Source organism: Intrasporangium sp., from assembly GCF_039812505.1.
GTDB lineage: Bacteria > Actinomycetota > Actinomycetes > Actinomycetales > Dermatophilaceae > Intrasporangium_A.
Genome location: NZ_JBDIAQ010000002.1, coordinates 65,175 through 79,734, shown reverse-complemented (window position 1 = coordinate 79,734; position 14,560 = coordinate 65,175). Strand labels below are relative to the sequence as shown.

The window sequence follows — 14,560 nt, the reverse complement described above, 5'->3', positions numbered from 1 at the left end:
GAACTTTCCAACGTAGGCTGGCCGCGTGGTGGATCGCAGGGACGTCGGCTCGTGGCTCCAGGGCCCGGGCGCGCGCACGAGGACCCCGGGGGAGTACCCGGGCGGACGGCTCGGTATGCCGCCGAGCGGCGCGGGCTCGATCGCTCGCTTCGGCCGTCGGCTGGGCGGCGTCGCGATCGACTGGTTCCTCTGCCTGTTGATCGCCCAGGGCGTGTGGGGCGCGGGCTGGGGCGAGACCGGGCCGCGCAGCTTCATCCCGCTGGCGGTCTTCGCCGTCGAGAACCTGCTGCTGGTCGGCACGATCGGCATGACGGTCGGGCACCGCCTCGTCCACATCCAGGTCCGCAACGTCGCGGAGGGACGGGCTCACCCGTTGCAGGTGCTGGTACGCACCGTGCTGCTCTGCCTCGGCCTTCCGGCGCTGATCTGGGACCGGGACGGCCGCGGGATGCACGACCGCATCGCCAACACGGTGATCGTCAACACGCGCTGACGGGCCTCATTTGCCGCGCATTGCCCTGCGGTCCAGACGCGCCCGGGTGGGGTCGATGCCCTGCGGGATGGGCGGCCGGATCCCGCCGAGCGACTTGAGCCGCTTGTTGACCAGCGACATCTCGTCCTTGGTGATCGCCGGCTTGAGCCGCTGGACCCGGGAGGCGACCTTGTTCAGCGGCACCTGGCCGTCGTCGGCGCCGACGACCATGGTGATGACCGGCACCCCCGGAGCCACCCGCTCGACGCGCTTCTGCTCCTTGGCGAGCAGCTTCTGGACCCGGCCGGTGGGGCCCTCCCCGACGAGGACGACACCAGGACGACCGAGCGCCCGGTACACCATGGCCGCCGAGCTGACGTCACCCGGACGCGCCACGTCGGCGGCGACCGGCTCACGGTCGGTGTACCAGCCCTTGCGGATCGAGCTCAGTGCCGCGCCGGCCGCGCCGGCCTGGCCCTCGATCGAGCGGTAGGCGGCCCGCTCGGCCCTGCGGCTCATCACGATCGTCGCGGCGAGGATCCCGCAGAGGACCCCGGTGAAACCGAGGAAGAAGGGGCTGCGCAGGACGAAACCAATGATGAGGAAGACCGCGAAGGTGCCCAGGAAGCTGAGCAGCATCCACCACCCGATGTTCGGGTCGGACTGCTTCGAGACCTTGTAGACCTGCTTGATCTGGGCGATCCGTCCGGGCTTCTTCTGCTTGGGCGTGCCCGAGCCGTCCGTCTTGCGTGCCATACGGTTCAGGATACGGCCCGGCCGACCCGGGCCACCAATGCCGCGGCCTCCTGGCGAGCGGGGGACTGTGCCGCCGCGGCGAGGTGGGCCAGGTGCTCGGGGATTGGCCGGCCCCACTTGGTCATCGCCGCCGCCCACAGTCGCCCGGCCCGGTACGACGATCGCACCAGCGGGCCCGACATGACCCCCTTGAAGCCCTTGTCCTCGGCGACGTCCGACCAGTGCAGGAACTCCTCGGGGCGCACCCACCGGTCGATCGGGTGGTGCAGCTTGGAGGGCCGCAGGTACTGGGTGATCGTGAGGATGTCGCAGCCGGCGTCGTGCAGGTCGGTGATCGCCGACTCGATCTCCGGGTCGGTCTCGCCCATGCCGAGGATCAGGTTGCTCTTGGTGACCAGGCCGGCCTCGCGGGCCATCGTGAGCACCCGCAGCGACTTGTCGTAGGTGAAGGCGGGGCGGATCCGCTTGAAGATCCGGGGGACCGTCTCGAGGTTGTGCGCGAACACCTCCGGCCGGGCGTCGAAGACCTGCCCGACCAGGTCGGGCCGGGCGCCGAAGTCGGGCGGCAGGATCTCGACACCGGTGTTGGGGTTGAGCCGGTGGATCTGGCGGATCGTCTCGGCATACAGGCTCGCCGCGCCGTCCGGCTGGTCGTCGCGGGCCACGCCGGTCACGGTCGAGTAGCGCAGCCCCATCCGCCGCACCGACTCGGCGACGCGACGCGGCTCGTCGCGGTCGAGCGTGGTGGGCCGTCCGGTGGCGATGTCGCAGAAGTCGCAGCGCCGGGTGCACACGTCGCCGCCGATCAGGAAGGTCGCCTCGCGGTCCTCCCAGCACTCGAAGATGTTCGGGCACCCGGCCTCCTGGCACACCGTGTGCAGACCCTCGGACCGGACCATCGACTGCAGCTCGGTGTACGCGGGGCCCATCGACGCCGTGGCCCTGATCCAGGACGGTTTCCGCTCGATCGGCGTCTCGGCGTTGCGCGCCTCGACGCGCAGCAGCCGACGGCCCTCGGGTGCGACGGACACGTGACCTCCTCGAAGTGGCGGCGTTGCTCCCGGCCAGCCTACGCGGGTGCCCACGCACCCGCGACCACGCCGTATGCCGCTCACCCCCTTCGTCGCGGTGGTGCGGCGCATGTTGGGCCGGCCCGGTCGCCGCCGATCCGTTCGGTCACCGGTGACCCGTTCGGTGCCGGCAGGGAAGGCGGGTGGGCGGCATACGACGTGGTCGGGGGCTACCCGACGTCACGGCGGCGGAAGAGCCACAGTGCGACGGCGAGCAGGGCGACGACGAAGACCGACACGTAGACCCACCCGTGCGTGTAGCTCAGCGTGAACGGCTCGTACTGGCACCCCTGCGCCGTGCATCGCTCGGCGAAGTAGGTCGTCCCGCCCTGCAGGAAGGCCTCGAGGTTCTTCATCGGCAGCCAGGGGATGAACCGGCCGTGGCCCAGGCCCTGGGCGAGCACCCCTTCGACGACGACGGCGTAGCCGAGGACGACTGCGACGACCGCGCCGGTGTTGCGCACGATGAAGGCCAGTGCGACGCCGATCAGGCCACCGACGATGCCGACCGCCAGGCCCCGAAGGACAACCTGGGTGACCGACTCGCCCGCCCCCGTGCCGGGTGGCAGCGCCAGCCCCGGGTCGGGCTGGTTGACCCGGCTGACCAGCCAGGCCCCGAGGGCGGTGAGGGCCAGACCCACCGCGGTGATCACCGCGCCGCCGACGCCCGCGGCGACGAGCTTGCCCGCGCCGACTCGCAGCCGCCGCGGCTCGAAGGTGAGCCAGGTGCCGAGCGAGCCGGAGGTGTACTCCGCGCCCACGAAGCTGGCACCCAGGACGAACGCGAGGAAGGCGTAGAGGAAGCCGTTGGCCCTCGCGAGGCTCACCGTCAGGGCGGCGGCCTCGGGCGACTCGAGACCGTAGTCCTGCAGCGTCGGCGGGGTCAGCGTCGAGCAGTCGAAGTCGTCCTGCGGGGTCCCGTCCTCGCGGGCCTGCGCTTCGGCCTGCCGGCAGTCCGCGAGCATCCGGGGGAACTCCTCGGCGGCCTGTCGGTAGTCGGCCAGCTGCTGGGCCAGGTTGTCCGGCGAGCTCGACTGGTAGGCACCGAAGACCGTGACCCCGGTGAAGAGCACGGTCAGCACCAGCAGCGCCTTGGTGAGCCGGCGCCACCGGAGCCGCCGCAGCTCGACGCCGACCAGGCCGCGGCGCAGGCCGCTGGTGCTGCGGGCCGGCATCGTCGGAGTGGTCCGGCTCATGCGGTACCGCCTCGCGTGGGGTCAGCGCCGCCTGCCGTGGGCACCGCCTGCGGCTCGGCTGCGCCGAGGCCGCTCTCGGTGGTCAGGCGCAGGAAGGTCGACTCGAGGTCCGGGTGCAGCGGCGTGAGCTCCCGTACGAACAGCCCTTCTGCTGCGAGGGTCCGGGAGACGGCCTCGCCGTCCTCCGCGGTGACCCGGAGGAAGGCCCCGTCGGCCTCGGTCGGCAGACCGGCGTCGCGCAGGACGCGCGCCGCCCGCTCCGGGTCGGCCACGCCGACCCGCAGCTGGGTGCTGCCCCCGAGCAGGTCCGTCACGCGGCCCGCGGCGAGCAGCCGGCCACGCCCGATGATCGAGACCGTGTCGGCGACCTGCTCCACCTCCGCGAGGATGTGCGAGCTGACCAGGACCGTCCTGCCGCGGTCGCCGAGGGCCCGCATCGTGTCCCTGACCTCGCGGATGCCCGCGGGGTCCAGCCCGTTGGTCGGCTCGTCGAAGATGAGCAGGTCGGGGTCCTTGAGCAGCGTCGCCGCGATGGCCAGCCGCTGCTTCATCCCGAGCGAGTAGCCGGCGTAGCGATCGTCGGCGCGCTCGCGCAGGCGGGTGGTCTCGAGCACCTCGTCGACGCGCGCCCCGGGGGTGCCGATCGCCTCGGCCAGCAGGCGCAGGTTCTGACGGGCGGTGAAGGCGGGGAAGAACCTGGGCGACTCCACGATCGCCCCGACGCGGTCGATCACGGCGGGCAGGGCGTCGGGGACCCGGTGGCCGAAGACCCACGCCTGCCCGGAGTCGGGACGGGCGAGCCCGAGCAGCATCCGGATCGTGGTGGTCTTGCCCGAGCCGTTGGGGCCGAGGAAGCCGTGCACGCCCCCGGTCGGGACCGTCAGGTCGAGCCCGGCGACGGCCACCTGTCGCCCGCCCCGGCGCCGGTAGGTCTTGCGCAGCCCCTTGGTGCTGACGGCCGCATCCATGCTCCCCCGCTCTCCGGTGATGGCGTCAGCGTAATGAGACGTGGCCGCGTCAGGAGGGGACGCGCCGACTCGGCCGGAGCTCCGGCAGGATGTCCGCGAGGTGCTTCTCGACATGGGGCAGCACCTCGGTCACCCGCACGTCACGGCCGAGCTCACGGGACAGCGAGGTGACCCCCGCACCGACGATGCCGCAGGGGATGATGACCTCGCCCCACGACAGGTCCGGGTCGCAGTTGAAGGCGAAGCCGTGCATCGCGACCTGACGGCTCACCCGGATGCCGATGGCTCCGATCTTGCGTCGGGGGCCGCGGTCGTCCGCGGCGATCCACGCGCCGCTCTGGCCCTCGGTCCGCCCGGCCGGCACGGCGAAGTCCGCGCAGACCCGGATCATCATCTCCTCCAGCGCCCGGACGTAGCCGATAACGTCGATGGGTGCCGGCAGCCGGATGATCGGGTACCCGGTGATCTGGCCCGGCCCGTGCCAGGTGATCTTGCCGCCCCGGTCGACATCGATGACCGGGGTGCCGTCCTTGGGCCGCTCGTGCGGCTCGGTCCGCTTGCCGGCCGTGTAGACCGGGGCGTGCTCCAGCAGGTAGACGGTGTCGGGCTCCGCGCCGTCGGCGACCCTGGCGTGCGTCTGTCGCTGGATCTCCCAGGCCCGCCGGTAGTCGACGAAGTCGGGGTCCAGGCCCAGGTGCACGAAGCGCATGGCGCTCAGGGTACGCCGACCACCCGGTCGCGCCGGTCGAGCCGCCGGCCCGCCGTCGTTCCGCTCGCGTGCCGCCGCGAGCGCCCGGTCGCGCCCTGTGGACGACGGCCGACGCCGACCCGGCGGACTTGCCACGATAGGGGCGTGGACGAGCACTGCACCGACCGGCCCGAGGTGCCCGGGCACCGCCTGCTCCACGTCATCGGCGCGGGTTCCACCAGCACCGTCTGGGCGGCCGTGGACGCGGCGGGGCACTCGGTCGCGGTGAAGGTGCCGCGGGCCGAGGCCGACCCGGTGGCGGTGCGCGAGGCCGAGATCGAGCGGCACGTGCTCATGGCCGTCCGGCACGACCACCTCGTCGCCCTGCGCGACGTGGTCCCGCTCGACGACGGCCGGGTGGCGCATGTCTTCGACCTCGTCGTCGGGGCCAGCCTCGAGTCGCTGGTCGCGAGTCGTGGCCGGCTGAGTCCCGGAGAGGCGGTCACCGTCCTGACCCCGATCGCGCAGGCGGTGGCCTGCCTGCATGGCGCCGGGGCCACGCACGGCGACATCTCGCCGGGCAACGTCATGCTCACGGCCGACGGCCGCCCCCTGTTGGCAGACCTGGGCGCGGCCCGGCTCGCCGGCACCGGGGCGGGCGCCGTGGTCGGCACCCCCGGCTTCGTCGCCCCGGAGGTGCGTTCGGGCGCTCGGCCGGGCGAGGCGGGCGACGTGTTCTCACTCGGCGCGCTCGCCTGGTTCTGTCTCACGGGCAACGGCGCCCCGGACACGTTCCAGCGCCTGTCGGACGAGACGCTCCGAAGCCACCTGGGCCCTGAGCTCGCCACCGTCGTCGGCCGGTGCGTCGACCCCGAGCCGCAGGCCAGGCCCGCCGCCCAGGTGCTGCCGGCCCTGTTCTACGAGGCGGCCGCCGCCGAGCCCGTCGAGGTCGTGGTCGGCGCGGACCAGGCCTCGGCGCTGACCCACCGGATCCGGGCCGAGGCGGCCGGGCTGGCCGCACCGGCAGCGGAGCCGGCCCGTCCGTGGTTCCGGCGGGCGTACATCCGACCGTCCCGGTGGTGGCGCCGCCTGGCCGTGCTCGTGGCAGTCGCGGGGCTCGCAGTCGGGTTCGGCTGGCTCGCCCATCTGGGCCTCGTCCCCGGAGCACGTGCGTCATCCGACCTCGTCCCCGGAGCACGAGCGTCATCGGACCCGGTCCCGGTGGGCCCGACCCCGCTGTCCGGCCGGGTGGCGCCAGTGGTGAGCGCGACGCCCCCGCCCCGCCCGCCGTCCGCCTCGCCCTCGACCCGGGTGCGGCAGCCGGATGCCCGCACGCTCCTGCAGGGACTCACTGACCGGCGGGTCGCGGCGCTGGTGGCTCGCGAGACGGGCTCGCTCGCCGACGTGCATCGGCCTCGGTCGCCGTCGTGGCAGGCCGACGCTGCCGTCATCGCCGACCTGCGCAGCGGTCGCCAACACTATGCCGGGCTGCGGATGACCGTCGTCGAGGCCGGCTTCCTGCCCCGCCCCGCGCCGCAGCGAGTGGTCCGCGCCCGCGTCGCGGTCGCGCCCTACCGGGTGGTCGACGGGCAGGGTCGCTCCGTCCCGAAGGGCGCCGACCCGGGCCGGCCGCTCGACTTCGACCTCGTCCGTACCGGTGCCGGCTGGCGGATCGAGTCGATCACCGACCCACGAGCCAGCTGACCGCCGACACCAGGTCCGGGTGCTCGAACGTGAAGCCGCCGGCGAGCAGCCGGTGCGGCTCGACGAGCTGGCTGTCCAGCACCCGGTCGGCGAACTCGCCGATGGCCAGGCGCAGGGCGAGTCTGGGCGTGGGCACGAGCGCGGGCCGGTGCAGTGCGTGGCCAAGGGCCCGGGCGACCTCGCGCTGTCGGTGCGGCTCGGGGGCGGCCGCGTTGACCGGGCCGGTCACCTCGGGGTGGTCGACCAGGTGGGTGATCGCGCGCACCTCGTCGTGAATGGTGATCCAGGGCCACCACTGCCACCCGGAGCCCAGCGGCCCCGCCAGTCCCAGCCGGGTCAACCGAAGCAGTGGTCCGAAGGCACCGCCCTTCGGCGCCATCACCAGGCCGCTGCGCACCAGCGCCACCGGGACGCCGGCTGCGGTGGCCGGCCCGGTGGCGGCCTCCCAGCGCGTCACCACCCCGGCGAGGAAGTCCGTGCCCGGCGGGCTGGCCTCGGTGAGCGCCTGCTCGCCCCGGTCGCCGTAGAACCCGACGGCCGAGGCGTTGACCAGGCGGATCCTGCCGCCCGTCTGCTCCTGTCGCCGTGCCAGGGCCCGGGCGATCGTCGTCGTCGCCTCGACGCGAGAGCGCTCGATCGCCGCCTTGTGGGCCGTGGTCCAGCGGTGGGCGTTGATCCCGACGCCGGCCAGGTTGACCACTGCGTCGACCCCCTCGAGGGCCTCCACCGGGAGGTGGCCGGATGCCGGGTCCCACCGCCGCTCGTCGGGGGCGGCGGCGGGGCGGCGGACGAGCCGGACGACCTCGTCACCACGGTTGCGCAGGTGACGGCGCAGTGCGGTGCCGATCAGGCCGGAGGACCCGGCGACGGCGACGCACCTGCCGGCCGGTCCGGTCTCAGACGTCGAAGCTGCCCTCCTCGAGCCGGGTCTTCATGGTGGCGAGGAACCGCGCCGCGTCGGCACCGTCGACGACCCGGTGGTCGTAGGACAACGCGAGGTACATGATCGAACGGATCGCGATCGTCTCGCCGCCCATCGCGTCGGTGACGACGACCGGTCGCTTGACGATGGACCCGGTGCCGAGGATCGCGACCTGTGGCTGGTTGATGATCGGGGTGTCGAACAGTGCGCCTCGACTGCCGGTGTTCGTGATGGTGAAGGTGCCGCCGACGAGGTCGTCAGGCGTGATCCGGTTGCTGCGGGTGCGTTCGGCGAGCTCGGCGATGGCTCGCGCCAGGCCACCGATGTTGAGGTCGCCGGCGTTCTTGACGACCGGGACGATCAGGCCCTTCTCGGTGTCGACGGCGATGGAGAGGTGTTCGGCGCCGTGGTAGACGATCTCGTGTCCCTCGACGCTGGCGTTGAGGTTGGGGTGCTCCTTGAGGGCCTCGCACGCGGTGAGGGCCAGGAAGGGCAGGTAGCTCAGCTTCGTGCCCTCGCGAGCCTCGAAGTCGGCCTTCACCCGGTCGCGGAGCAGGGCGATCCGGGTCAGGTCGACCTCGACCACGGTGGTCAGCTGGGCCGAGATCTGCAGGGACTCGACCATGCGCTGCGCGATGACCTTGCGCAGGCGCGACATCGTCTCGCGGGTGCCGCGCTTGGGTGAGACCGGGGGCGCCGCAGGCGCGGCGCTCGCCTGCGGGGCCCCTTCGGCGGTGGTCGCGGCTGCCGCTGCCACCTGAGCGGCCTGGGCCGCGTCGAGGACGTCCTGCTTGCGGATCCGCCCGCCGACCCCCGTGCCGGTGAGGGTGGAGAGGTCGACGTCGTGCTGGCTCGCGAGCTTGCGCACGAGCGGGGTCACGTAGGCGGCCGAGTCGCCGCCCTCGGCCTCGCTTGCGGCTGCGGCTGCGACGGCTGGGGCCGACGGAGCGGCGGGGGCCGGGGCCGACGGAGCGGCGGGGGCAGGGGCCGACGGAGCGGCGGCAGGCGGGGCCGACGGAGCGGCGGCAGGCGGGGCCGACGGAGCAGCCGGGGCCGGGACCGACGGAGCGGCGGAGGCCGGAGCGGGGGCCGGAGCAGGAGGAGCAGCCGGAGCAGGAGCGGCAGCGGGGACAGGAACAGGGGCGGCTGCCGGGGCTGCGGCAACGGGACCACCGATGATCGCGAGGTCGCCACCGACGGGCACCACCTCGTCCTCGGCGACGAGGATCTTCGCCAGCGTGCCCTCGACGGGGGACGGGATCTCGGTGTCGACCTTGTCGGTCGAGACCTCGAGCAGCGGCTCGTCCATCGCGACATGGTCGCCCTCGGCCTTCAGCCAGCGGGTGACGGTCCCCTCGGTGACCGACTCTCCGAGGGCCGGCATGACGACCGTCTCGCCGTCGGCCACGGAGCCGTCGGCCGAGGCCGTCGGCGCCGGGGGAGGCGGGGTGACCGGAACGGGCTGGGCCACGGGCGGGGCCGGCTCGACGGGGACCGGTTCGGGCGCTGGGGCAGCCTGCACCGGTGCCCCGCCGGCGGCCGGCGCTACGGCACCCTCACCGATCACGGCGAGGTCGGCGCCGACCGGAACGGTCTCGTCCTCGCGGACCAGGATCTCCTGGAGCGTGCCGCCGATGGGGGACGGGATCTCGGTGTCGACCTTGTCGGTCGAGACCTCGAGCAGCGGCTCGTCCACCTCGACCCGGTCACCCACGTCCTTCAGCCAGCGGGTGACGGTGCCTTCGGTGACGGACTCGCCCAGGGCTGGCATGGTCACGCGTTCAGACATGCGTTCTTCTCCTCGTTCCGGTTCTGGCGGTCTCACGAATGGGCGTGCAGCGGTTTGCCGGCCAGGGCCAGATGTGCCTCGCCGAGCGACTCGTTCTGGGTCGGGTGGGCGTGGACGAAGGCCGCGACGTCCTCTGGGAACGCGTCCCAGCCGACGATCAGCTGTGCCTCCCCGACCTGCTCGCCCATGCGTGCCCCGACCATGTGGATGCCGACGACCGGGCCGTCGGCCCGCCGCACGACCTTCACGAAGCCCTGGGTGCCGAGGATCTGGGACTTGCCGTTGCCGCCGAGGTTGTACTCGTACGTGGCGACCTCGCCGTGGCGGTCCCGGGCCTGCGCCTCGGTGAGGCCGACGCTCGCGATCTCGGGGTCGCAGTAGGTGACCCGGGGGATGGTGACCTCGTCGATCACTGCCGGGGACAGGCCGGCGATGTCCTCCGCGACGAAGATGCCCTGGGCGAAGCCGCGATGGGCCAGCTGCAGGCCGGGGACGATGTCGCCGACGGCGCGCACGCCTGCGACGTTGGTGTTCAGCCGTTCGTCCGTGGGGACGAAGCCCCGTTCGACCACTACGCCGGCCTCCTCATAGCCGAGGCCGGCGGTCGAGGGCCCGCGCCCGACCGCGACGAGCAGCAGGTCGGCCTCGATCGTGTCGCCCGACTCGAGGCGGACCGTGACGACGTCGCCGTCCTGCGTGGCGGCGGCGAAGGGGGCGCCGGTGCGGACCCCGATCTTGCGTCGCCGGAACGCTCGCTCGAGTTGCTTGGAGACCGCCTCGTCCTCGGCCGCGACCAGCCGGGGGAGAGCCTCGACCACCGTCACCTCCGCACCGAAGCTGCGGAAGACCGAGGCGAACTCGACGCCGATCACCCCGCCGCCGAGGACCACGACCCGGGCCGGCACGTGGTCGAGACGGAGCGCCTCGTCGCTCGTCATGATGCGCCCGCCGATGTCCAGGCCCGGCAGGGTGCGGGCGTAGCTGCCGGTCGCGAGCACCACGTGCCGTCCGGTGAGGCGACGGTCGCCCACCGCGACGGTGCGGGGCCCGTCGAGGCGCCCCTCACCCGTGACGTACTCGATCTTCGCCGCGGTGACGAGCCCCTGCAGGCCCTTGTGGAGCCGTGCCACGACCCCGGACTTGTAGGCCATGACCTGTGCCATGTCGATCGACTCGAAGGTCGTCCGGACGCCGAACTTCTCGCTCTCCCGGGCGGTGTCGGCGACCTCGGCCGCATGCAGCAGGGCCTTGGTGGGGATGCAGCCCCGGTGCAGGCAGGTGCCGCCCAGCTCGGCCTTCTCGACGAGGGCCACACGCAGCCCCAGCTCGGCTGATCTCAGGGCGCAGGCGTAGCCGCCCGACCCCCCTCCCAGGATGACGACATCGAAGTCGTCCGCGGTGGTGGCCGACATGAAGGGCTCTCCTCGTGACGCTCGGATGGTCCGGTCCAGGCTGCGGCGCGCACAGTTCCGGGCGGGATCGGGTGCAGGAGCATCTTGTCATTGATCGGGACCGACGTCACAGGCAGCCGCGGCGGGACCTGCCGAGCAACTCGTCGTAAAGTTCCGTCATGGGTTGGTTCTCGCGACGCAAGGCCGCCCGGTCAGAGGACGCGACGCGATCCGACGGCCCGCAGATGGAGATCGACCGGCGGGCCGTCGAGACGTACCTCGCCCAGTTCGTCCAGAGCCACCGCGGGGTGGAGGCCTACGTCGAGCCGCCCACCAGCGTCACGTCGACGACGGTCGTGCTGATCGCGTGGGACGGTGAGTGGACCCGCCGCGCCGTCGGGTCGGCCAAGGAGGCCTACGAGCTGAGCGAGCGGCTCGGGATCCCCGTCTACGACGTCAACAAGACGGGCTACCCGAACCGCATGCGCGAGTGGAACACCCGCAAACGGCACGGTGATGCCTGAGCCGGCCCGGGCGGCGAGCGGACCGGCAGACTGGGCGGCATACGGACAAATGGAGTGGAAGCAGGGTTGCCACACCTGACAGGGTGGAGGTGTCCCGTCGCGTCGATGCAGGAGGTAGGTGGCATGTCCAAGCAGGAGGGAGCCGCAGCGGGTCCCAGCGAGGAGACCCGCGCGAGGTTCCGCGAGGCGCTCGAGAAGAAGCAGGCGCACAGCGGCAAGGACGTCTCCGAAGGCGGTGACCGGTCCAAGATCCACGGGGCCCACGGTCCGGCCAAGGCGCAGCAGATGTTCCGGCGCAAGTCCGGCGGATGACGCTGCCGCTCAGGCGCCCACGGGCCTGACGTCCGGCGCTCGCCCCGGAGGGTCGGCTCGTCGGTGACGACGACGGTGCCGGCGCCCGGGGTGGGCCGGTCAACAGTAGGACTCGGCCAGCCCGACCAGCGTGCGCACCCCGAAACCGGTGCCGCCCTTCGGGGTGTAGCCATGGGCTGCCTTGCTGTTGAAGGACGGCCCGGCGATGTCGAGATGGGCCCAGTCGGTGCCCTCGGGCACGAACTCGCCGAGGAAGATGCCGGCCGTCAGCATGCCGCCCTCGCGGCCGCCCTTGTGGGCCAGGTCGGCGTTGGGGGTCTCGAGCGCGGGGCGCAGCTCGCTCGGCAGCGGCATCGGCCAGACCGCCTCGCCCACGGCCCCGGCGATGTCCACGACCCGGGTGCGGAACTCGTCGCCTCGGCCCATCACGGCCGCGGTGTCGGCCAGGGCGATGACCTGGGCGCCGGTCAGGGTCGCGACATCGACGATGGCCCGTGGCTCCCGCTCGGCGGCCAGGGCGAGGCAGTCGCCCAGGACCATCCGCCCCTCTGCGTCGGTGTTGAGGATCTCGACGGTCTTGCCGCCCCGCATCGTCACGACGTCGCCGGGCCGCTGCGCGGTGCCGCTCGGCATGTTCTCGGCGATGCCGAGATAGCCGGTGACCGCCACCGGCAGCCCGAGCTCGGCGATGCCGAAGACAGCCGCGGCGACGGCGGCGGCACCGGCCATGTCGGACTTCATCGTCAGCATGCCGTCGGCCGGCTTGATGCACAGCCCACCGGAGTCGAAGGTGATGCCCTTGCCGACGAAGGCGAGGCTCGCCCTGGGCCGCGACGGGGAGTAGGCCAGCGTGGCCAGGCGCGGCTCGTTGACCGAGCCCTGCCCGACACCGACGATCCCCCCGAACCCACCGGTCCGCAGCTGCCCGAGGTCCAGGCTCTTGAGCTTGACCTTGGTGCCCTTGGCACGCTCGGCGAGCGAGGCGACGAACGACTCCGGGTAGAGCAGGTTGGGCGGTTGGTTGACCAGGTCGCGGGCGTAGGCCACCGCGGAACCGATCACGCCGGCCCGTTTGACGGCCTTGCGGGTCGGGCCGTCGGTCGGGCCGAGGACGGTGACGTTCTGCGTCCTCGGGGACTTGTCGGCACCGACCTTGGCCGGCGTGTAGGAACCGAGGGCGGCTCCCTCCGCCACGGCCGCCCCCAGGTCGGTGGCGCCGGTCGGCACGACCACGGCGACCTGCCGCCTCGACTCGAGCCCACGCACCGCCGCGCCGACCGCCTGCCGGATGTGCTCACGGGTCGCCGGGTCGGGCCCGGTCAGGTCGCCGGCGCCGGCCAGTACGACGCGCGGCGCCCGGACCTCGGGGACGGCCGCCACCGTCGTCACCTCCCCCGGGTCGCCCGTCAGCTCCAGCTCGGCGATGACCGTCGTGAGGTGGGTCGTCGCCTGCGGCGGCAGCCCGTGGCCGTCGGCCAGCACGGCCCGGCCGCAGTCCTTGGCCACGATGACGACGAGGGCGTCCGCCTCGAGACCGGCGGCGGGGTGGCTGGAGCTGGTCAGGTGGGCCACGGGTGGACTCCCTCGTCCGGGGTGGGTGAGCGCGCTCGATCATAACGGGACCGGTCCGGGCCGCTAGGTTGGCACCATGACGAACCCGACTTCGGGGCGCACCTCGCCCCTGCACGAGCGCCACGTCGCCCTCGGCGCCAAGATGGCAGACTTCGGCGGCTGGGACATGCCGATCGAGTACCCGGGTGGGGGGGTGGTCGCGGAGCACACGGCGGTCCGTGAGCGGGTCGGCATCTTCGACGTCAGCCACCTGGGCAAGGCGACGGTGGCCGGACCGGGCGCGGCCGACTTCGTCAACAGCTGCTTCACCAACGACCTGCGCCGGATCCAGCCCGGTTCCGCGCAGTACACGCTCTGCTGCACCGAGACGGGTGGCACGGTCGACGACCTGATCGCCTACCTGCGCTCCGACGAGGACGTCTTCCTGATCCCCAACGCCGCCAACACGGCACACGTCGTCGGGCTGCTCACCGCGGCGGCCCCGGACGGCATCGGCGTGACCGACCGCCACGAGGAGTTCGCGATCATCGCGGTGCAGGGCCCGCGCAGCGACGAGCTGCTGCAGGCCCTCGGGCTGCCCACCGGGCACGCCTACATGTCCTTCGTGGATACGGACTGGCACGGGCAGCGGCTCACGGTCTGCCGCACCGGCTATACGGGGGAGCGCGGCTACGAGCTGGTCGGCCCGTGGGCTGGTGCGACCGAGGTGTGGGACGCGCTGGTGCGGGCGATGACACCGATGGGCGGGCTGCCCTGCGGGCTGGGCTCCCGCGACACCCTGCGGACCGAGATGGGGTACGCGCTGCACGGCCAGGACCTCTCCCCGGAGATCACCCCTGTGCAGGCCCGGGTCGGCTGGGCGGTCGGGTGGAAGAAGGAGTCCTTCTGGGGCCGGGACGCCCTCGTGGCCGAGCGGGGTCACGCTACGCGGGTGTCGCACGGGCTGCTCGTGACCGGCCGCGGGATCCCCAGGCCGCACTGTGCGGTGTCGAAGCAGGGTGCGTCCGTAGGCGAGGTGACGTCGGGGACCTTCTCACCGACCCTGAAGCAGGGCATCGGCCTGGCCCTGCTCGCACCCGACGTCGCGGTGGGTGACGCCGTGAGCATCGACGTGCGGGGCCGGGCGGTCGAGGCGACCGTCGTCAAGCCGCCGTTCATCCAGGTCAAGCCGTCCTGACCCGGTGATCGAGCCGAGG

Annotated in this window: 13 protein-coding genes and 1 pseudogene; 5 read left to right on the top strand and 9 right to left on the bottom strand. The window is 73.0% G+C overall.

The features are described from left to right. Window positions 1-25: 25 nt before the first annotated feature. Entirely contained in the window at window positions 26-493 is a 468-nt protein-coding gene (locus tag WMI84_RS00790; protein WP_347350082.1) for an RDD family protein, read from the top strand. Between the two features lie 6 nt (window positions 494-499). Here the strand turns inward: WMI84_RS00790 and WMI84_RS00785 are convergent, their stop codons facing one another. The 5 genes from WMI84_RS00785 to lipB form a co-directional block, all read right to left on the bottom strand. Beyond that, window positions 500-1,228, bottom strand: coding sequence for a DUF4191 domain-containing protein (locus tag WMI84_RS00785; RefSeq protein ID WP_347350081.1), 729 nt, complete (start codon window positions 1,226-1,228; stop codon window positions 500-502). 5 nt (window positions 1,229-1,233) lie between these two features. Continuing rightward, on the bottom strand, window positions 1,234-2,259 hold the full coding sequence (lipA, locus tag WMI84_RS00780; protein ID WP_347350080.1) for a lipoyl synthase: 1,026 nt from the start codon (window positions 2,257-2,259) through the stop codon (window positions 1,234-1,236). 209 nt (window positions 2,260-2,468) lie between these two features. Further along, complete coding sequence (locus WMI84_RS00775) at window positions 2,469-3,494, bottom strand: ABC transporter permease subunit (RefSeq protein WP_347350079.1); 1,026 nt, start codon at window positions 3,492-3,494, stop codon at window positions 2,469-2,471. Next, window positions 3,491-4,462, bottom strand: coding sequence for an ABC transporter ATP-binding protein (locus WMI84_RS00770; RefSeq protein WP_347350078.1), 972 nt, complete (start codon window positions 4,460-4,462; stop codon window positions 3,491-3,493). Before WMI84_RS00770 ends, WMI84_RS00775 begins: the two co-directional genes overlap by 4 nt. A gap of 49 nt (window positions 4,463-4,511) precedes the next feature. After that, window positions 4,512-5,171 (bottom strand): lipoyl(octanoyl) transferase LipB, encoded by a 660-nt coding sequence (gene lipB, locus WMI84_RS00765; protein ID WP_347350077.1) that lies wholly within the window; start codon window positions 5,169-5,171, stop codon window positions 4,512-4,514. A 144-nt stretch (window positions 5,172-5,315) separates the two neighbouring features. Between lipB and WMI84_RS00760 the strand changes: the two genes are divergently transcribed. Beyond that, window positions 5,316-6,854, top strand: coding sequence for a serine/threonine-protein kinase (locus WMI84_RS00760; protein ID WP_347350076.1), 1,539 nt, complete (start codon window positions 5,316-5,318; stop codon window positions 6,852-6,854). Here WMI84_RS00760 and WMI84_RS00755 read toward each other — a convergent pair. The 3 genes and pseudogenes from WMI84_RS00755 to lpdA form a co-directional block, all read right to left on the bottom strand. Beyond that, window positions 6,832-7,716: pseudogene (locus WMI84_RS00755) on the bottom strand (TIGR01777 family oxidoreductase); the annotation flags it as partial. The gene WMI84_RS00760 and the pseudogene WMI84_RS00755 sit on opposite strands and share 23 nt — an antisense overlap. Window positions 7,717-7,750: 34 nt before the next feature. After that, entirely contained in the window at window positions 7,751-9,565 is a 1,815-nt protein-coding gene (gene sucB / locus WMI84_RS00750) for a 2-oxoglutarate dehydrogenase, E2 component, dihydrolipoamide succinyltransferase (RefSeq protein WP_347350075.1), read from the bottom strand. Window positions 9,566-9,597: 32 nt separating this feature from the next. Beyond that, window positions 9,598-10,977, bottom strand: a complete 1,380-nt coding sequence (lpdA, locus tag WMI84_RS00745; protein WP_347350074.1) for a dihydrolipoyl dehydrogenase — start codon at window positions 10,975-10,977, stop codon at window positions 9,598-9,600. 158 nt (window positions 10,978-11,135) lie between these two features. Here lpdA and WMI84_RS00740 point away from each other — a divergent pair, with 158 nt between their 5' ends. Continuing rightward, entirely contained in the window at window positions 11,136-11,480 is a 345-nt protein-coding gene (locus WMI84_RS00740) for a hypothetical protein (RefSeq protein WP_347350073.1), read from the top strand. Between the two features lie 123 nt (window positions 11,481-11,603). Beyond that, window positions 11,604-11,792: a DUF5302 domain-containing protein gene (locus tag WMI84_RS00735; protein WP_347350072.1), complete on the top strand. Its 189-nt coding sequence runs from the start codon at window positions 11,604-11,606 to the stop codon at window positions 11,790-11,792. 99 nt (window positions 11,793-11,891) lie between these two features. Here WMI84_RS00735 and WMI84_RS00730 read toward each other — a convergent pair whose 3' ends face one another. Then, window positions 11,892-13,364, bottom strand: coding sequence for a leucyl aminopeptidase (locus WMI84_RS00730; protein WP_347350071.1), 1,473 nt, complete (start codon window positions 13,362-13,364; stop codon window positions 11,892-11,894). Window positions 13,365-13,440: 76 nt separating this feature from the next. Between WMI84_RS00730 and gcvT the strand changes: the two genes are divergently transcribed. After that, window positions 13,441-14,541 carry a glycine cleavage system aminomethyltransferase GcvT gene (gcvT, locus tag WMI84_RS00725; RefSeq protein ID WP_347350070.1) on the top strand — a complete coding sequence of 367 codons (1,101 nt, stop codon included), beginning with the start codon at window positions 13,441-13,443 and terminating at the stop codon, window positions 14,539-14,541. Window positions 14,542-14,560 lie beyond the last annotated feature (19 nt).

Coding starts and splice junctions, on each gene's coding strand:
- WMI84_RS00770 (WP_347350078.1), bottom strand. CDS start 4,462: ATGGATGCGGCCGTCAGCACCAAGGGGCTGCGCAAGACCTACCGGCGC.
- lipB (WP_347350077.1), bottom strand. CDS start 5,171: ATGCGCTTCGTGCACCTGGGCCTGGACCCCGACTTCGTCGACTACCGG.
- WMI84_RS00775 (WP_347350079.1), bottom strand. CDS start 3,494: ATGAGCCGGACCACTCCGACGATGCCGGCCCGCAGCACCAGCGGCCTG.
- WMI84_RS00785 (WP_347350081.1), bottom strand. CDS start 1,228: ATGGCACGCAAGACGGACGGCTCGGGCACGCCCAAGCAGAAGAAGCCC.
- WMI84_RS00735 (WP_347350072.1), top strand. CDS start 11,604: ATGTCCAAGCAGGAGGGAGCCGCAGCGGGTCCCAGCGAGGAGACCCGC.
- lpdA (WP_347350074.1), bottom strand. CDS start 10,977: ATGTCGGCCACCACCGCGGACGACTTCGATGTCGTCATCCTGGGAGGG.
- gcvT (WP_347350070.1), top strand. CDS start 13,441: ATGACGAACCCGACTTCGGGGCGCACCTCGCCCCTGCACGAGCGCCAC.
- sucB (WP_347350075.1), bottom strand. CDS start 9,565: ATGTCTGAACGCGTGACCATGCCAGCCCTGGGCGAGTCCGTCACCGAA.
- WMI84_RS00740 (WP_347350073.1), top strand. CDS start 11,136: ATGGGTTGGTTCTCGCGACGCAAGGCCGCCCGGTCAGAGGACGCGACG.